16 protein-coding genes are annotated in these 19,578 nt (G+C 34.8%); 6 read left to right on the forward strand and 10 right to left on the reverse strand.

The genetic code is table 11. The annotated features are described in order from the left end of the window. The first annotated feature begins 147 nt into the window (after positions 1–147). From FEZ18_RS02035 to FEZ18_RS02045, 3 genes are all read left to right on the forward strand, one after another. Positions 148–3,342, forward strand: a complete 3,195-nt coding sequence (locus FEZ18_RS02035) for an efflux RND transporter permease subunit (protein WP_153266772.1) — start codon at positions 148–150, stop codon at positions 3,340–3,342. Between the two features lie 93 nt (positions 3,343–3,435). Continuing rightward, a complete protein-coding gene (locus FEZ18_RS02040; RefSeq protein ID WP_153266773.1) occupies positions 3,436–3,741 on the forward strand; it encodes a hypothetical protein in 306 nt (101 codons plus the stop codon). 29 nt (positions 3,742–3,770) lie between these two features. After that, positions 3,771–3,995, forward strand: a complete 225-nt coding sequence (locus tag FEZ18_RS02045; RefSeq protein ID WP_153266774.1) for a DUF2892 domain-containing protein — start codon at positions 3,771–3,773, stop codon at positions 3,993–3,995. 428 nt (positions 3,996–4,423) lie between these two features. On the opposite strand, the gene FEZ18_RS02050 is transcribed toward FEZ18_RS02045, so the two are convergent. The 4 genes from FEZ18_RS02050 to FEZ18_RS02065 form a co-directional block, all read right to left on the reverse strand. After that, positions 4,424–5,569, reverse strand: a complete 1,146-nt coding sequence (locus FEZ18_RS02050; protein WP_194269503.1) for an efflux RND transporter periplasmic adaptor subunit — start codon at positions 5,567–5,569, stop codon at positions 4,424–4,426. A gap of 10 nt (positions 5,570–5,579) precedes the next feature. Next, the gene (locus FEZ18_RS02055) at positions 5,580–9,908 is read right to left on the reverse strand and encodes a CusA/CzcA family heavy metal efflux RND transporter (RefSeq protein ID WP_153266776.1); all 4,329 of its coding nucleotides are present in this window, start codon (positions 9,906–9,908) and stop codon (positions 5,580–5,582) included. 81 nt (positions 9,909–9,989) lie between these two features. Beyond that, positions 9,990–10,316: a hypothetical protein gene (locus FEZ18_RS02060; protein WP_228122811.1), complete on the reverse strand. Its 327-nt coding sequence runs from the start codon at positions 10,314–10,316 to the stop codon at positions 9,990–9,992. 276 nt (positions 10,317–10,592) lie between these two features. Beyond that, positions 10,593–11,087: an Hsp20/alpha crystallin family protein gene (locus tag FEZ18_RS02065; RefSeq protein ID WP_153266778.1), complete on the reverse strand. Its 495-nt coding sequence runs from the start codon at positions 11,085–11,087 to the stop codon at positions 10,593–10,595. Positions 11,088–11,326: 239 nt separating this feature from the next. Between FEZ18_RS02065 and FEZ18_RS02070 the strand changes: the two genes are divergently transcribed. From FEZ18_RS02070 to FEZ18_RS02080, 3 genes are read left to right on the forward strand one after another with little or no spacing between them, the layout of a single operon-like run. Further along, entirely contained in the window at positions 11,327–11,647 is a 321-nt protein-coding gene (locus tag FEZ18_RS02070) for a helix-turn-helix domain-containing protein (RefSeq protein WP_194269504.1), read from the forward strand. Positions 11,648–11,651: 4 nt separating this feature from the next. Then, entirely contained in the window at positions 11,652–12,692 is a 1,041-nt protein-coding gene (locus tag FEZ18_RS02075; RefSeq protein WP_153266780.1) for a DNA cytosine methyltransferase, read from the forward strand. A gap of 6 nt (positions 12,693–12,698) precedes the next feature. Then, a complete protein-coding gene (locus tag FEZ18_RS02080; protein ID WP_153266781.1) occupies positions 12,699–13,661 on the forward strand; it encodes a HaeIII family restriction endonuclease in 963 nt (320 codons plus the stop codon). A gap of 237 nt (positions 13,662–13,898) precedes the next feature. On the opposite strand, the gene FEZ18_RS02085 is transcribed toward FEZ18_RS02080, so the two are convergent. The 6 genes from FEZ18_RS02085 to FEZ18_RS02110 form a co-directional block, all read right to left on the reverse strand. Next, positions 13,899–14,315: a hypothetical protein gene (locus tag FEZ18_RS02085; RefSeq protein ID WP_153266782.1), complete on the reverse strand. Its 417-nt coding sequence runs from the start codon at positions 14,313–14,315 to the stop codon at positions 13,899–13,901. Between the two features lie 23 nt (positions 14,316–14,338). Further along, the gene (locus FEZ18_RS02090) at positions 14,339–15,712 is read right to left on the reverse strand and encodes an MBL fold metallo-hydrolase RNA specificity domain-containing protein (RefSeq protein WP_153266783.1); all 1,374 of its coding nucleotides are present in this window, start codon (positions 15,710–15,712) and stop codon (positions 14,339–14,341) included. Between the two features lie 5 nt (positions 15,713–15,717). Then, positions 15,718–16,560 carry an ATP cone domain-containing protein gene (locus FEZ18_RS02095; protein WP_153266784.1) on the reverse strand — a complete coding sequence of 281 codons (843 nt, stop codon included), beginning with the start codon at positions 16,558–16,560 and terminating at the stop codon, positions 15,718–15,720. Positions 16,561–16,875: 315 nt separating this feature from the next. After that, positions 16,876–17,706, reverse strand: a complete 831-nt coding sequence (locus tag FEZ18_RS02100) for a universal stress protein (RefSeq protein ID WP_153266785.1) — start codon at positions 17,704–17,706, stop codon at positions 16,876–16,878. A 4-nt stretch (positions 17,707–17,710) separates the two neighbouring features. Further along, entirely contained in the window at positions 17,711–18,553 is an 843-nt protein-coding gene (locus FEZ18_RS02105) for a universal stress protein (protein WP_153266786.1), read from the reverse strand. A gap of 22 nt (positions 18,554–18,575) precedes the next feature. Beyond that, a complete protein-coding gene (locus FEZ18_RS02110; protein WP_153266787.1) occupies positions 18,576–19,424 on the reverse strand; it encodes a universal stress protein in 849 nt (282 codons plus the stop codon). Positions 19,425–19,578 lie beyond the last annotated feature (154 nt).

Genomic DNA, 19,578 nt, shown 5'->3' on the forward strand with positions numbered 1-19,578 from the left:
CGTTAAGGACCTGCCTGCCGGCAGGTAGTAGTGAAAATCCTTTTTTTGCTGCCATATATGGCAAAAAAAAGATTGTAACGGATAGCCTGTTAAAACGCCCAAAAAATAAAGATTACCTCCTTCGAGGTAAAATAAAAAGGAATCATTATGAAAGAAGGAATCGCAGGAAAAATTGCCAAAGTCTTTATGCAATCCAAATTAACAGTACTGTTAATGATTGTGTTTATGGTGGTTGGTGTTTACAGCTCATATTTAATTCCGCGTGAGGAAGAACCACAAATTGACGTGCCTATGGCCGATATATTTGTGGGCTACCCAGGCGCAAGTCCTACCGAGGTAGAATCGCGAGTAATTAAGCCTTTAGAGCAATTAATTTCGAATATTAAAGGTGTAGAATATGTGTATTCTACCTCTATGAAAGAACAAGGGATGGTAATCGTGCAGTTTTATGTGGGTGAAGACATTGAGCGCTCATTTGTAAAGCTATACAACGAAATAAGCAAGCACATGGATAAAATGCCGCAAGGTGTCACCATGCCTTTAATAAAAACGCGTGCCATTGACGATGTGCCGATGTTGGGTTTAACACTTTGGAGCGAGCACTACGACGATTACCAATTAAGCCGGATGGCGCAAGAACTGGAGTCTGAAATTAATAAGGTTAACGACGTTGCCATTACCCATAAAATTGGAGGAAGAGACCGTCAATTACGTGTAGTTTTAGATAAAAACAAACTGGCTGCTAGCGGCTTAGATTTCTTGTCGGTTTCTGAAATGATTAAAGCCAACAACAGCCAATTAAGCTCGGGAAGTTTTGATAAAAACGACACGGAATTCCTTGTAAATACTGGCAACTTTTTAGCTACTGTAACCGATGTTGAAAACTTGGTGGTTGGGGTGCAACAAAATCAACCTATTTATTTAAAGCAAGTGGCCAACATTATTGATGGTCCAGAAGTACCACAAAATTACGTGAGTCTCGGCTTCGGGAAAGGAAGCGTGAAATCTTCAGAATACAAATCAGAATACCCTGCTGTAACCATTTCTGTTGCGAAACGCAAAGGTGCAGATGCTATGCAAATAGCAGAAGTAATTATCGATAAAGTTGAGCATTTACGCGCTACTTTAATCCCAGACGATGTTCATGTAGAAATTACAAGAAACTATGGCGAAACGGCTTCTCAAAAAGTATCAGAACTATTACTGCACCTCATAGGGTCTATTATTGCGGTGACTATTGTTGTGATGTTAGCCATGGGGTGGCGCGGCGGATTGGTGGTGTTTTTATCAGTGCCAATCACCTTTGCCTTAACCCTGTTGAGTTATTATTTAATGGACTATACCTTAAACCGAATTACCCTTTTTGCTTTGGTTTTTGTTACAGGAATCGTGGTCGATGACTCGATAATTATTGCCGAAAACATGCATAGGCATTTTAAAATGAAACGCTTGCCATTTAAACAAGCTGCTTTGTATGCCATTAACGAGGTGGGTAACCCAACCATCTTAGCCACTTTTACCGTAATCGCTTCGGTATTACCTATGGCTTTTGTATCGGGTTTAATGGGGCCTTATATGGCACCCATGCCAATTGGCGCATCAATCGCCATGATTTTATCTCTGTTTGTCGCTCTAACCATTACACCTTATTTAGGTTTAATTTTCTTGAGAGAAAAAGACAAAAAGAAAACAGAAGAAAAGGAAGAAAAAGCCATAGAGCACACCCTTATCTACAAAATATACAACAAACTTGAAAGACCATTATTAGAAAACAAAGCAAAACGTTGGATGTTTTTAGGCGGAACCTTTGCCGTATTAATGGGGACTATGCTGTTGTTTTTAACCAATTCGGTAGCCGTAAAAATGTTGCCATTTGATAATAAAAATGAATTCCAAGTAGTTATCGATATGCCAGAAGGCACCACCTTAGAGCGTACTGGTGTTGTTGCTAAAGAAATTGCGCAATACTTAGCCACAAGGCCAGAAGTGGTGAGTTACCAGAATTATGTTGGTACCTCTGCGCCTATTACGTTTAACGGTTTGGTGCGTCATTACGATTTACGTGGCGGAAGCAATATGGCCGATATTCAAGTGAACTTAATTGATAAAAGTGAGCGCTCTGCACAAAGTCATGATGTCGCTAAATTATTACGTCCAGATATTCAAAAGATTGCTAAGAAGTTTGGTGCCAACGTTAAATTAGTCGAAGTCCCACCAGGACCGCCTGTACTATCTACCATAGTTGCAGAAGTTTACGGACCAGATTACGAGGAGCAAATTAGAATTGCCGATAATATTCAAGATATTTTAAAAAACACAGATGATGTGGTTGATATCGACTGGATGGTTGAAGACGACCAGATTGAATACCAATTCGAAATTAATAAAGAAAAAGCCATGTTGTACGGCGTTGCCCCGCAACAAATTGCTTACACCATGAATATGGCCTTATCTAACAGAGCCATCACGAATTTATACGATGAAAATGCCGTTAATCAAGTAGGTTTGGTTTTGGCTTTAGATGAAAAAGAGAAATCGACTATTACCGATATTTCTCAATTAAACGTAAAATCGAAGCAAGGGAACATGATCCCTATTGCAGATTTGGTGGACATCTCTCAAACTACGGCTGCAAAAAGTATTTATCGTAAAAACCAAAAACGTGTGGTTTATGTCATGGCCGATATGGCTGGAAAATTGGAAAGTCCTGCCTATGCTATTTTAGGAATGGAAGATAAATTGAAACAAATTCCATTACCAGAAGGCTACGAGCTTAATGAAATGTATTTAGGTCAACCAGATTACGAAGATAACTATACCGTAAAATGGGATGGCGAATGGCAAATTACTCTAGAAGTATTTAGAGATTTAGGTATTGCCTTTTTAGGTGCGCTTATCTTGATTTATATTTTAATTGTAGGCTGGTTTCAAAACTTTAAAGCACCAATTGTAATGATGGTTGCGGTGCCTTTGTCTTTAATCGGAATTATTTTAGGACACTGGATTATGGGTGCATTTTTTACAGCAACATCATTTATTGGAATGATTGCCTTAGCGGGAATTATGGTTAGAAACTCGGTATTGCTAATTGACTTTATCAATTTAAGAACCGCAGACGGTGTACCCCTTAAACAAGCTGCCATTGAAGCTGGCGCAGTGCGTACAACACCTATTTTATTAACAGCAGGAACAGTTGTTATTGGCGCATTTGTAATCTTGTTTGATCCCATTTTCCAAGGTTTAGCCATATCTCTAATGGGAGGTACTATTGTTTCAACGGTATTAACCTTGTTGGTTGTACCATTAGTGTATTATATGATAGAGAAGAAGAATTATAAATAATCATTTTTCCGGCAGATTTCAGAGATTCACGCAGCAAAAAAACACAATCTGCGTTATCTGTGAAATCTGCGGAAAACAAAAAATAAAGAGCATATGAAATTAGTTATAGTTACCTCAGTCGAAGCCTTTCAAAAAGATGTTTTAAAACTCTTCAAAAATGCGAATATCCACAACTTAAGCAGCTCTGATATTGATGGTTATAAAAACGGATCGTCGGTATTAATGGCTTCAAGCTGGTTTCCTGGTCAAAAATTTGGTGATGAATCACGTTTGTTTTTCTCGTTTACAGAAGATGAAAACATTGATGCATTATTTAATTTAATCAAAGAATTTAATGCAACTGTAGAGACTAAGAATGCGGTTAGAGCGGTTGTAGTTCCTATTGAGAAATTTATATAAAACAAATATTAATCTTAAAACAAATTAAAATGTTAAATACATATTTTAGAGTTATTGTTGGTTTCATGGTCTTGTTAAGTGTGGTATTAACCACTTTTGTTCACCCCAATTGGATGTGGTTTACGGTGTTTATAGGTGTGAATTTAATTCAATCGGCCTTTACAAAATGGTGCTTATTAGAAACCATTTTAATGAAACTTGGCGTTAAAAAAGGTGGCGGAAGCTGTGCTGTACCAACATCTAAAGACAGTTAAACTAAAACATATTTTATTACATTAATGTCCGATAAAAGACATAATACCGCTTCGCTTTTAGACATTAGAACCAAGACTAGATTCTAACTAACTGATTGGCAGAAGTGAATTGAATAATAAAACATCTCATCGCACTCTTTATAATTGTTTTATATAAACAAGGTATCATTTTAAAAGACGCGTCAAGTTCTTTATTTAAAAGCGATTAATGATTATAAAACATTTTTAGTCGGACACTAATGATTGTATTAGTTATTATCATTCTTTATGATGAATAAAAAAGCTAAGCATTTCTTTAAAAAAATGCTTAGCTTTTTTTAGTTCATAGTTAAAACTGACACTCATAAGACCTCACAGGTTTTTGAAACCGGTGAAGTCTATAAAAAAACTGAGCTTTTTCAAGCCGAAGTAAACTAAAAGATGCGTGCTTAATTCTCTACTAAACTAAACGCCCCTTTAGCTAGAAATTTAGTGTTTTCAGAAAAATTATCAATATTCTCTATTTTCGAAAAACCTTCATAGCTCGCTATTACCTTAACTTTCTCTTGACTAAAATAGTAGGTATCGCCTTCTTTCTTATTCAGAACTAAAACATAAGACGTGCCATCGACTTCAATAACAGATTCGCTTGGTAGCGCTTTCGCGGAATTTGATGCTGTTACTATTACCGCTTCTACAAACATGCCTGTTAAAAAGTTGTGATTGGCTTCATCATTAATATGTGCATGCACCGTAATGGTTCTGTTGTCCATAATAGTGGTGCCCACTAAATACACTGTAGCTTTAAATGCTTCTGTGGAAACCTCAGGGATTTTAAAAGTAATCTCTTGCCCCTTTTTTACTTTCATAATATCTTTTTCAAAAACCGAAAGCTCCAAATGGATATGCTTATTATCTATAATTTCTAAAATCTCGGTTGCTGGCGACACATACGCTCCTTTTGTAACATTTATTTTTGTAACACTACCAGAAACAGGTGCATACATATTAACGACCGAACTGATTATTCCGGCCCTTACTTGTGATGGGGAAATATTCAACATTCGTAATTGTTTTTCCAATCCCGTATGTCTTGCTAAAGCACTTTTATAATCACTCTCTGCTTTAAGAAAACTTTTCTGAGAGGTTATGTTTTCAGCTTTCATGGTTGTTTGTCTGTCGTATTCCGATTTTAAATACGTAAGCTGTCCATTAACCTCCATATACTGCTGTTGCATACTAATAAACTCAGGGTTTTCTATGCTTAATAATACCTGTCCTTTACGCACTTTATCACCCACAAGTAATGGTGCTGTTTTAATATAACCACCCATGGTAGCACTTACTACTGCCCTATTTGCTGGTGGTACATCAATCATTCCGTTTACATTCACAAGGGTTGGAAACGACTTTTCTTCAAGCTGAGCTAAACTCATGTTACTTTGTTGAAATTGCGCTTGTGTGACTTGAATATGTTCATTTTCCGTAGCCCTATCGTCAGACTCGTTTTCTGTAGATTGACTGCTTTTTTCGCCACAACTAAAAAGGGTAAAGATCAAGCTTAAAAGGACTGTTTTATATAGAATATTCTTCATGATTGTTTTTTTATAAGGTTAGGTAATTTATAGCAATAACGGTTTGATTGTATGCACTTAACTCCTCCAGATAACCTAATTTTATCTGGTAAGCACTTTCTAAACTTTGAATGTATTGATAAAAATCAATTTCACCGTTTTCAAAACTGCTATGTGCGGTTTTTAAAATTTCTTCAGAAAGTGTATCACCTTCATTTTCATAATAATACAAAGCCTCTTGAAGCTGAGACAAAGCCAACTTAAGCGCATTAAACTTGGCGTTAATCTGAATCTCGTAGTCTTTAGATTCTGATACAGCAACCTGTTCAGCTATTTTAGAAGCTTTAATTTTAGAGGCTTGTCCGCTAAAAAACAAGGGTATTTTTAAACCCAATTGGTAGCCGTACAAATGGCCTTTTAATTCTGAATTGGACCCCTGAAAATAATTAAGGCTAATGTCTGGCAGCAATTGTTGTTTTTCAAAACGACGTTCGGCTTGCAACAAGGCAATTCTATTTTGATAAAATGCCGTTTCTGCACTGCCGTTAATTTCTAAAGTCTGTAGTGGCACTTTTAATGAAGGCTGGGAGGCAATAACCAGTGCTTCATCTGCTTGAACAACTTTTATAACATTTGCATAAGCGGCTGTAACCTCTTTTTGTGCTTGCAAATAATTTAGATTAATTTGTTTCTGCTTAGAGGCTGCGGTAATCTTCTCTAAATAATTGGTTTCACCCAATTCAAAACGTCTAGCTGCAATTTGAGAAAAGTTAGTATATAAACTGTCTAGCGTTTTATAGACTTGTTCTTTTTCTCTAGCAATTTGATAGTTGTAATAAGCCGCAGTTACCTCTCGTTTTATGGCTTTTTCTTCAATATCATAACGACTTGATGTGATATTATAACGCGCTTTATTCATCTTCTTTTCTGAAAAATAAACCGTTGGGAATTTAAAGTCTTGCTGAATCCCGAAAATTTGAAGCGGTTCATTATTCACCGCTAAATTATTTTCATCAAACTCATAATACACTTGCGTTTTATCGAAACTAAAAGCCGAATTAATTAAAGCATCAAATTGTTGTGTTTCCAGTCGGTTTGCTTGTAATCCCGCATTATTCTCTATAGCTAAAGGTATTAAATCGTCTAAAGTTTGAGGGTTTTGCTGCGCCATTGCCGGTATTGAAAGTAATAAGGCTACGACACTTAGACCCACCATATTATTTTTATTCGTGCGTTTTTTATCTTCTTTAGGCGTATTAAAATGGGCGTATAACACCGGCAATACCACTAAAGTTAATAATGTAGCCGTAAACACGCCACCAATTACCACCGTTGCTAAAGGGCGTTGCACCTCTGCCCCAACATTGGTTGAAACCGCCATAGGCAATAAGCCCAGTGCTGTGGACGATGCTGTTAATAATACAGCGCGTAATCTATCTTTTGTACCTTGTTTTATTAGGGCGTCCATACTTTTAAATCCTTGAGTTTTTAGTTCTTTAAAATGTTCAATTAAAACGATTCCATTAAGCACAGCGACACCAAAAAGGGCAATAAAGCCAACACCTGCCGAGATACTAAAAGGCATATCTCGAAGCCATAACAATATGATACCACCTACGGCCGCTAGTGGAATTGCCGAGTACACAATAAGCGCTTCTTTAACCGATTTAAGCGCAAAATACAGTAGCACAAATATTAAAATAAGCGCTACAGGAACAGCAATCATTAATCTTGCTTTGGCACTTTGTAAATTTTCAAACTGGCCGCCGTAAGTAATGGTATAGCCTACAGGTAGTTTTATATTGTCGTTTATTAAGGCTTGCACATCGTCTGCAACCGACTGTAAATCGCGGTTACGCACGTTTATACCTACTACAATTCGCCGTCTGGTATCATCGCGAGAAATTTGTGCAGCTCCAGTTTTAAAACTAATATCTGCTAATTCACTTAAGGGTATTTTTCCGCCGGAAGGCAAATCGATATACAAGTTTTTTAAATCCTCAATACCTTGACGTTTTTCTTGTTCTAGTCTTACAACCAAATCAAAACGTTTTTCGCCTTCAAAAACACTTCCTGCGGTTTTTCCAGCAAATCCCATAGACACCATATCATTCAGGTCTTGAATGTTAAGTCCGTATCTCGCAATTTTAGAACGGTTGTATTGTACGCTCATTTCTGGTAATCCTGCAATTTTTTCAACAGATATATCTGCAGCACCTGCAACACCTTGTATTAGCTCACCTATTTCACTTCCTTTTTGAGCTAAAATTTCTAAATCGTCACCAAAAATCTTAATGGCTATATCGGCACGAACACCAGTAATAAGCTCGTTAAAACGCATTTCGATAGGCTGTGTAAATTCGACTTCCATACCGGGAATAATGGCCAATGCTTCTTTAAACTTATCGGCCAGTTCATCTTTTGAAGCTGCCGATGTCCATTCGCCTTTAGGATTTAACACAATAATAACATCGCTCTCTTCCATAGACATCGGGTCTGTTGGCACCTCGGCAGCACCAATACGGGTAACCACTTGATTAACTTCGGGAAACTCTAAAAGTATCTTTTCAATTTGGGTGGTTATTTCTACCGTATTACGCAGTGAGGTTCCTGTTTTTAATACGGGTTGAATTACAAAATCGCCTTCATCCAGAGTGGGCACAAATTCACCTCCCATAGTTGAGTATAAATACACCGAAAACCCTAATAATACAATCGCAATACTTAACACTAACTTTTTACTACGCAATGCCCAATCGATAACCGGATCGTACCATCTAGTAACCCATTTCATTATCCTAACAGCGATGTTTTTATCTGTGGCCTTAGAAGGTTTTAAAACCAAAGATGCGACCACCGGAACATAAGTAAAACAAAGTATCATGGCGCCAATAAGTGCAAAACTAAAGGTGAGTGCCATAGGTTTAAACATTTTACCTTCTACGCCGCTTAGTGATAAAATGGGAATAAACACAATAAGAATAACAAGTTGCCCGAAGATGGCAGAATTCATCATTTTTGAGGTCCCCGAAAAGGTGATCTTATCTTTTAAACTTTGTCTTTCAATTTTAGGTAATGCGTTAATAGTTAATTTTTGCTTTGTAATTTTAAAAGCCACAAACTCTACAATAATAACGGCTCCATCAATGATAATACCAAAATCTATAGCCCCCAAGCTCATTAAATTGGCATCGACGCCAAATAGGTACATTAAGGACAATGCAAAAAGCAAACACAAAGGAATAATGGAAGCCACTACAAGGCCAGAACGCCAATTACCTAGCAGCAATACCACTACAAAAATCACGATTAAACAGCCTAAAACCAAATTTTCGGTGACGGTATAAGTGGTTTTATTTATAAGCTCACTTCTATCCAGAAAAGCATTAATAAAAACACCTTCTGGTAGAGATTTTGATATCTCATCAACACGTATTTTAACGGCATCGATTACTTTTTTGGAGTTGGCATCTTTAAGCATCATAACTTGCCCGAGAACCTTTTCGCCTTCACCGTTACCCGTAATCGCGCCAAAGCGTGTAGCCCTACCAAAACCCACTTGTGCGACATCTTTTATGTAAATTGGCATGCCGTTGGTGTTTTTTACCACAATATTTTTAATATCGTCTAGAGACGTGATTAGACCTTCGCCACGAATAAAATAGGCTTGATTTACTTTTTCAATATAACCGCCACCAGAAACACTGTTATTCATTTCTAAAGCCGTAAAAATCTCACGGGCAGAAATATTCATCGCGTTTAATTTTTCGGTATTGATGGCGACTTCGTATTGTTTTAAAAAGCCACCCCAAGTATTCACCTCAACAACGCCAGGAATACCAGAAAGCTGTCGTTTAACCACCCAATCTTGAATGGTACGCAAATCTTCAACTGTGTATTGGTCTTTAAACTCTGGCTTTACATCTAGAATGTATTGGTATATTTCGCCGAGCCCTGTGGTAATAGGGCCCATTTCTGGAGAGCCAAAACCTTCTGGGATTTTTTCGGCAGCCGATTTAATTTTTTCAGCAATAAGTTGTCGGGGGAGATAACTTCCCATATCGTCTTCAAAAACGATGGTGACCACCGATAATCCAAACTTTGAAATGGAACGAATCTCGATAACACCCGGCAAGTTCGCCATTTCTAACTCCACAGGATAGGTAATAAATTGCTCCATATCTTCGGTGGAAAGATTACGAGAAGTGGTAATAACCTGAACCTGATTGTTGGTAATATCTGGTACAGCACCAATAGGGATTTGCGATAAAGAATAGATCCCAAAACCTATAATAAAAGTGGTGAATAGAAGAACAATAATTTTGTTCTTTAAACTAAAATTTATAATATACGATAGCATTTTTTTGTAAATAATCAAGGTTAAAGTGCCCAAACCACCATGATGTGATTAAGGAACAAAAAAGAATAAATCTGCGATTATTTATGAAAGCCGAGGCGGCTGAAAAAGGTTATCTGAATGCCATGAAGAAGATGGTGGCTGATAATAAAAATGATGTTTTCTAAATTCTGAAAACTCTAGAGTTCTGAATCCGTTTTTATTGGTAAACTGAAAAAAATAAGTCATAGAAGCCACATGAGTTTGCTGCTTAAAAGGAAGCTTTTCGTGGTCTTCTTTTTCCTCTTGATGATTTTTGTCATGTTCTGCTTTTAACTCGCCATAATGCTTAGAAATAAACATGAAAAGATTGTCGCCATGTGCTTCATTATGGAATTTAGCGTGTTCAATAAACTCGTCAATTTGAGACAAATCATTAAGGTTTATACCAAAACTTTGAATTAGTATAATGAAGGATAAGGCTATGGAACTAAATTTAAACACTATACAAATATAAGGATTTTAATAGTTTGAAATACATTATTTTTTTTATACCCTATGATGATTAGTTTCTTAACCTGAAATGCTCATGAATTTAAGGTAATGAACGTTTGGTTTTACTCGTTTAAAAAGCTGCATTACTGTAAAGTTAAATAAAAAAACAGAAAGCGGTTTAATTTAAAAGACTACTTTCTGTTTTTAAAGGTGTTAGTGAACTTCAATCACTTTTTTAGAAGCTTGTTTGTGGTCAACTGCTTCTAATTTAGACAACTTAATTTTTAAAATCCCATTCTTATAAGACGCTTTAACATCTTGATCTAAATCTACCGAAACTGGCAGAGCCATAGACCTTTTAAAAGTAGTATAATTAAACTCTTTACGAGAAAAATTATCGTCGTTATTCCCTTCTTCTTGTTCTTTTTCGCCAGAAACATGAAGCACATCGTCTTCAATAGTTACTTCAAAATCCTTTTTATCGAATCCGGGTGCCGCAAATTCAATTTTAAAATTGTTTTTGCGCTCTTCAATGTTCATTGCTGGCATGTGGCTATCGGGGTCAATAAAATCTTCAAATCTGGTAAGGCTGTCTAAACCAGTGTTGAAAAACATAGCATTCCAAGGTGTTAAAAAGTTACTTGCCCATGGGGATAACGTTTGGCCTTCAAATAATTTTCTCTTTCTTGGATTTAATAATGCTGACATAATGATACAACTTTTAGGTTAAACTGATATCTTGTGTTGTAGTCGTAATGTACAAACAGAACAGAAGCCATACAATGATACAAATCAGTCAGTTAACCAACTTAATCACACTGTAGAAACAGTTAATTCATGACAACACTTTCGATGTATTGGAAAAATCGAAAAAGCTTAAATTTTTCAAGATTAAGAATAGAATATTCCATGAAAAAGCTTAAATTTGTCAAAAAATGACAAGTCTCATGAAAACCACATTTGGAGAATACATCCGACTTTTACGAAACAAAAACAAATTGACTTTAACTCAACTTGCGGCTAAATTGAATTTGGACTCTGCAAATTTATGCAAAATTGAGAATGGAAAACGAGATTTTGATGAAAAACGCTTGCCAAAACTTGCGAAAATCTTCAAACTCAATCTTACAGATTTGCGAAATGAATATATTACCGATAAAATTGGAAAACATATTTATGAAACAAATTGCACAAAACAACTTTTGCAAGTTGCTGAACAAAAAGCAGAATACAGAAGAACACTTAACAAAACCCTTCAAACACAATAAAAATATGGATGTAGTATCATTTTTCGCAGGAGCAGGTGGTCTGGATTTAGGATTTCAAAAAGCAGGATTTAATGTGGTTTGGGCAAATGAATATGATAAAGACATTTGGGAAACCTACGAGAAAAATCATAAAAAAACCATTCTTGACAAACGAAGTATTGTAAACATTGAATCGCACGAAGTACCAGAATGTGACGGAATTATTGGTGGACCACCCTGCCAAAGTTGGAGTGAAGCGGGTTCGTTACGTGGAATAAATGACAAACGTGGTCAATTGTTTTTTGATTTTATTAGAATCTTAGAAGCAAAGCAACCAAAGTTCTTTCTTGCTGAAAATGTAAGTGGTATGCTGTTAGACAGACACAGTGAAGCTCTAAAAAACATTAAACAATTATTTAAAAATGCTGGTTATAAATTATCTTTCAAATTGCTCAACGCATCAGATTTTAACGTTCCGCAAGACCGAAAACGAGTTTTTTTCGTTGGCATTCGAAAAGACCTTGATTTCAAATTTGAGTTTCCCAAACCATTCAAAGAAAAAATAACTCTCAAGGAAAAAATTGCTGATTTACAAAATTTAGTTGTGCCTGCAAAAGAAGGCAACAAAACCAATAAGGAAAATTGCAAAGTTCCAAATCACGAATATATGATTGGTGGATTTTCATCTATGTTTATGTCTAGAAACAGAGTAAGAAGTTGGGACGAGCAATCTTATACAATTCAAGCGGGCGGACGACACGCACCAATTCATCCACAAGCACCAAAAATGAAATTTATAGAACAAAACAAACGTATTTTTGTTCCCGGAAAAGAAAAATTATATCGTAGGTTGAGCGTCAGAGAATGTGCGAGAATCCAAACTTTTCCAAATGATTTCATCTTTTATTATAAACATATAGCAGCTGGATATAAAATGATAGGAAACGCAGTTCCTGTCAATCTTGCAAAACATATTGCCATTAGTATAAAATCGCAGATTGAGAATGCGGAAAAGAAACAAAAATCAGTTTCACAAAATAAAATGGAATTAGAAAATACACTTTAATACAATATGGCAAGTCAAACAGTAAACGGTAAAGCTTTTGAATATGCGTTGCTTACAGAGTTTTATGAACGTTTAAAAAACTTAACAAGCGTTTCTATAACAAAAAATGAACCGTACAAAACAGCGAAAGGATTTTTTGATGAATTTAGAGAAAATGAGCAAGACACTTTTAGGATAACTGCAAGTGCTTCAATCAATTTTCTTATTGATATTGAACCAAGATTGTCAAATAAAATTAGTAAAGATGATATTTTAGTTTTGGAATTAGTTAGCGATAAAGCTGGACAAACAGGAGATGTTCGTGACGTTCTAATAATTCGCTCATTACAAAATTGGGAGATTGGAATTTCTGCAAAGAATAATCACAGAGCGGTTAAGCATTCAAGATTATCGCAAAGAATAAATTTTGGTGAGAAATGGCTTGGTGTTTCTTGTTCGCAAAATTATTTTCAAGAAATTAAACCAGTTTTTGATATGTTAACTAATTTAAGAGCTAAAGACAAATCAACGAAATGGACTTCGATTAAGAATATGCACCAAATAGTGTATGTTCCAGTTTTAAATGCTTTCAAGAAAGAATTACTTCGTCTGGATAAAGAAAACCCAAACTTAGTAGCAGAAAATTTAGTACAATATTTAATTGGTAATCGTGATTTTTACAAAGTCATTAAAGGAAAGAAGAAGGTTGAAATTCAGGCATATAATTTACACGGAACTCTAAATTTACCATTTGAAAAAGTAAAACCAAAAGCAAAGATTCCTAAATTGAAATTGCCGACCAGATTAATAGAAATTGTTTATCAAGAGAACTCGACAACAACGTTACTGGTATCTTTAAACGAAGGTTGGCAAATTTCTTTTAGAATTCATAATGCAAGTTCGAGAGTTGAGCCATCTTTGAAATTTGACATAAATTTAGTTAGTGCACCACATACTTTGTTTACGAATCATATTTTTGTTAATAGATAGCTTAAAGACATTCATATTTGCAATTCTTTCGATAGCAAACCCTTTACCAAAACATGAAAAAAACTTGTCTTTACTCATGCTAAATGACAACAGAAAGCGAAAAAAACAGTAGTTTAATAGCTTTAAAAAAGAAGGTAAGTAAATATATTTATTAAAAAAACTATAGGTAGCTGATTAAAAATCTATCATTAGATACAAATCAGTCAGTTAACCAACTTAATCACACTGTAGAAACAGTTAATTCATGACAACACTTTCGATGTATTGGAAAAATCGAAATTTAAAATTAGCGATTTCTGTTTTAAAATTAAACACTTGTAGTTCTAAGGCATCATGCTCTTGAATAAAAAAATTGTCGCAAGCCACATCGTCGCATTCAATTTTGTTGCTAATTTGATTCGCGTGCTGTTGCAAAGCGCTTAGCAGAGCTGTGCAGGTTGTATCTAAAGTCGCAATTTCCCGTTTAAAAATAACAAGCCTTTCGTATAAATCAAGAACTTGAGGCTTATAAATGGATTTTTTTAACAAGGTTTTGTAAAAATCTAAATCAATCTTAATATTTTCAAGATTTACAATATCCAGTGAGGTGGCATATTTAAGCGCTTCGATAGATTTTGTGCTATTAAAGCTTTTGTAAGTGAGTTTTGATTTCATTTTGTTTTAAATTTCGAAGCAGATTATAGCCTTAGTTTTTCGACGCTATTAAGTTTTGGTATTTTAACATGCCAACCATAGGTGTTCTCGATTTTAACTCTAAAAGCATCTAAAGCAGTAGGTTCGCCATGAATTAAGAACACCGTTTCTGGAATGTTTTTAATACTACTCATCCAGTGTATTAAATCGTTTTGATCGCCATGAGCTGAAAGGCTTCCTACACATTTAATAGTCGCTTTTACAGGGTAATATTTCCCGAAAAAGCGTATTTCGTGTGCACCTTCTTGTAATAACCGGCCTCTGGTACCTTCAGCTTGATAACCCACCAATAAAACGGTTGTAGACGGCTCATCTATCAGTTGCTGTAAATAAGTTAGTACACGGCCGCCAGTAACCATACCACTACCTGCGATAATTATTTTTGAGCGGTTATCATCTATAGTTTCCCAGGTTTCTTTATACGATTGAATAATATTAATATGATTACACATGGCATCATACTCTTCAGTAGATAATTTGTGCCACTTCGGGAAGCGTTTAAAAACGTCTAAAACGTTATTTCCCATAGGGCTATCTACAAAAATAGGAATATCAGGAATTTTGTTGGCTTTGTAGAGTTTCCAGAGCACATACATGAGTGTTTGTAAGCGTTCTACAGCAAAACTTGGAATGATTAAATTTCCTTTCTTATGAATGGTGTCCTTTATTAACGCCGCCAAAGTCTCCTCAATATTTTCTTTGGGATGTAATTTATTACCATAGGTACTTTCTATAAAAAGGAAATCTGCCCATTCTGGAGACTTGGGATCATCTAACAAATAGTCGTTAGGTCTACCAATATCGCCAGAAAACACAAAGCGTTTCCCTTGAATATCCAATTCTACAAACGTGGCACCAATAATATGCCCATTATATTGAAAACGATACGATATGTTTTCAGATAACTTTATCCATTTGTCTGGCATTTCAACTTGGAATAAGCTTATCGTTTTTTCTGCTTCAAGTGTTGTGTAAAACGGCAGTGCGGGTTCGTGTTTTGTGTATTTTTCTTTATTTGCTTTTTCAGCCTCTTCTTCATGTATTTTAGCACTATCTTTTAGTATAATTTCTGCAATAGCCAAAGTAGGTGCTGTGCCTATAATTCTTCCGGTAAACCCTTGCTTTAATAATCGCGGCAAATACCCTACATGATCTAAATGCCCATGGGTTAGAATAACGACATCTATAGCAGGAACATCAACTTCCAAATCTTCCCAATTTAGTTCTCTTAAGTCTTTTAAACCTTGAAACATACCGCAATCAATCAATATGTTTTTTTCTGGAGTTTCCAGAAGAAATTTAGATCCGGTTACTACCCCAGAGGCTCCTAAGAAGTGTACTTTAACAAATGTATCCATAGCTTTTAATGATTACACAATATTTTTATTTCTTTTAATATTCTTTGTTTTCGAGTTTCTGAAATGCCTAAATGATCTAAATAAAAATCGTCGCCAATTAAGGCTCTACACAACACCACATCTCTACTTAATAAAAATTGTTTCTCCCTATTGGTTAACAATGTAGATACTGTAATAGGGTACAATCCTAAACGATCAATGCGGTCTTTTAAACCATTGTTTTTTGGGTAATCCCAACTTAATAAATACAGTTTAACACATTTGCCGTATTGTAAAGCATCATTTGTAAAACGTGTATTGGTCACCACCCAGCCAGCTGTAAGCTTAGATTTGTTTTTTGAGCTACCATTCCAATGTTCCTTTACATCAAGGTAACGAGAATTTATGTAAAGCGGAATTTTAACGTTACAATTAAGCCCCTCTTGGCTATGAAATTTACATTCTATAATTGTAGTTTCACCGTTTTTATGAGCTAAAACATCAATCTCATGTCTTACACATTTACCTTGTAGAATCTTACCAACTTTGGTCTCGTATCCAGAGTACTTTAGCACATCGGCTATAAAACGTTCAAAAGGAAAACCCGTGGGGCCCAACTCATAAATAGCTTTTTTTAGCTTATATCTTGAAGCAAAATAGCTCTTCTCTTTTTTTAATAAAGCAAAAGCCCTATTATAAATTTCTTTTGTTGAAATGCCTTGATATAATTCATCCCTAACCCTATCTACAATTTGGTTTACAGTATGCTCGTCTGCACCACTACGCTTTAATGAGTCCTTTAATTTTTCTATTGAAAACTTTACTTTTTCACCCGAAGTTTTAATAATGTCAATTGTGCTTGTATCCATATTTAGTATTTAAAATTCAAGGTAACAAAAGCGATTATATAGCTAATACCAATTTAGTTTTGAAATGTCGTATTATTAATTTGAATTATTTTTTGTCCAGATGAGATAGAAAATCAAAGCATAGCCTGAGTTATGGTTTTATTTTATACCGAAATATGGGCAAAAAAGAACTGCGAAGCACATCACGAACACCTATTTATAAAATAGAAAGATGTGAGTAAACGAATTCTATGCGGCATAACATGGCTAATTTGGTATTAAACCCATCTAAATAAGATGTTATTAAATTTAAGAATAAGATACCTAATAATTAAATTACTCTGGTATCACTAAAAACGGTACAATAGGCTCGTAACCTATCTTTTTTATTAAAGGATCTTTTATAATTCTTTCAATAAGACTTAACTTAAAGTTTACAAGCACCAACATATCTATGCCCTTCTCTAGGATAAACTCATTAATCTTTTCTGATTTATTATCTAGTTTAGGTATCCAGTGTAAACTGTAATCGTAGTCAGCTAAATGATTTCTTAAGTTTTTTTGGTTTTGTTGTTGCGTATCGTTTAGTTCTTCATTTTTATGTATGTGCACTACGGCTATTTTAGAATGGTGTAAATCTACCAATTTCTTTAACGGTTCTATTTCTAATGCACTATGGCTACGGTTGTAGTCTGTTAAAAAACCAATTTGTTTTGGGATAATAAAATTAGGCTTTTCTGGAACTACTAAAACAGGGCGTTTTATAAGACCATTAATGAGACGCATGGTATTACCGCCCACAAAAAACTCTTTTGCCCCCGTTGCACCTTTTGCTCCCATTAAGACAAAGTCAATATGATGAGTTTCTATAGCATTGTCTACTGCTTTATTCAAATTGTTAATACTTAAAATAGTATGAAAATTATGATTAGGATTTGCGTGCTCTTTTTCTGCAGAGGCCTTTAAATCTAATAATAATCTCTTAGCGTCTTCTTGCATTTTTTTTAAAACTTCAGAAGAATACTTAGACCGCATAGCGGCATTAATATCAATGGAGTTCAGAAAATAAAAATTACATTTTTCTTTGGCGTATAATTTTAAAGTATAAGCCGTGGCCGTCCAGGCATTCGCAGAAAAATCTGTAGTAAGTAAGATATTGTATTCCATAATTTTAAATATTTGAAGGTATTACTAAAAAGGGTAGATTTAAATGAAATCCTATTTGGTTGATAGTCGATTTAAAGAACAGATTTTCGAAAAAAGAATGTTTATTATTTATCATAATTAACATATTAATACGTGTTTTTAATTGAAAATCGGTTATCGCATGGGGTACACTTTGATTACTCACATTATGAAATAAATGAGTTTGGTCTTTAAGATATTTTTTTAATGTTGCTTTGTTGCTTTGTTGTTTTTCAGTTAAATCGTACCCATAAGACACATGTAAAATATTAAGATTAGCGATAAAAAGTGAAGTAATATTTGTTATGGGTTTGATGTGATTATCGTTATAATCAATCTCATAATCTGTAGGGAAAAGAACCTCTTTAAGCGGTTCAAAGTCAAAATCATCTGGTATAGCGAGTATCGGGCATTTAATGTTTTTAAACATGTGTACCGTATTAGATCCAAATAAAACCTCTTTAGCACCAGTAGCCCCTTTGGTTCCCATAACAATATAATCGATGTTCTTTTCTTTAACAATGTCCTTTACTTCTGGAATAAGCATATTAAAAACCGCCATCGTTTCAATGGTATGATTTGGATTTTTAAATTCTTGATTCATTTTAAGTTCGAACTCTTCTAACTGTCTTACCGAAGTGTCTCGTGCTGAATAACCTAAGTCGAATTGTTCTGGACTAACCAAAACATATTCTGTGTGATACACGATAGGTGTGTAAGTATTTAACAAATAAAATGTACAGGTATCATCTTTAAAAAGCTGCAAAGCGTAAGCAATGGCGTTCCAAGAGTTTTGAGAAAAATCGGTTGGGAGAAGTATTTTTTTCATGATAATTTGGTTTTGTTGTATATTAATTCCGTCTCATATTTTGTAAGGCTAAAAACGGAATATCCAGATTTAAACTTAACTCGTCTATGGTTGATTGAAATAAAATATTCTCTAAAATGGAATACCTTGTATTGACCATAACTAAAATATCTGTATTATTTTCCTTGATATGTTTGTACACTGCATTAATAACATGTTTACTGTTATCTATTTTAAAATTTATGGTGTTTTTACCCAATTCATTTTCAATAAATTTCCTGTTATCTTCTTGTCGTAATGACAACCTATTGCTTTTTGAGACGTAAAGCATATCAATAGTCGCCCTATAAGGCGCCGCTATTTCGCAAAGCAGTTTAAGCTCGCGACGTTTATAGGGAATCATATAATCTGTGGTAAAAAGAATATGTTTTGGTTGCGTATATTTATAACCCTGAGGGATGGCTAAAACAGGACATTGAACGTATTTTAAGACCTGTAAGGTGTTGCTGCCAAATGTTAATTTTCTGTCGTCTGTTTTACCACGTGTTCCCATTAGAATGAGATCTATATTTTCATCATCTACAATTTTATTGGCCTCATCAACCAATAAATTGTTTGCTGATATGATGTGGTAAGAATGTCTTGGATTACTAAAAATACTTTTGGTATTCGCAACAATATCTTTTAATTTTTCTTCGGATGTTTTGCCTATAGCCGCCGCAACATCATCAATATTTTCTTGTGTTAAGGAAACCTCGTCTGCATAAACCTCATCTTGATAAGCATGTAAAAAATAAAACTCGCAAATCTCGTATTTAAACAAATCGACAGCATAATTTTTCGCGTTTTGGGCATTGTCTGAAAAATCAGTTGGAATAAGTATTTTTCTCATGGTTAGGATAAATTTATCACTAAAGTTAAGCAAAAAATTCTGCTGGTGCAATGATAAATATCAGCTAAGGGGTCTTCTGATTGTAAGTGCTTTTTTAAACATGAGCTCTCCCCTATAAATTTAGTCATTTATAGTCTAGATGCAGTTATAATTT

The sequence above is a fragment of the Oceanihabitans sp. IOP_32 genome (assembly GCF_009498295.1).
Taxonomy (GTDB): domain Bacteria; phylum Bacteroidota; class Bacteroidia; order Flavobacteriales; family Flavobacteriaceae; genus Wocania; species Wocania indica.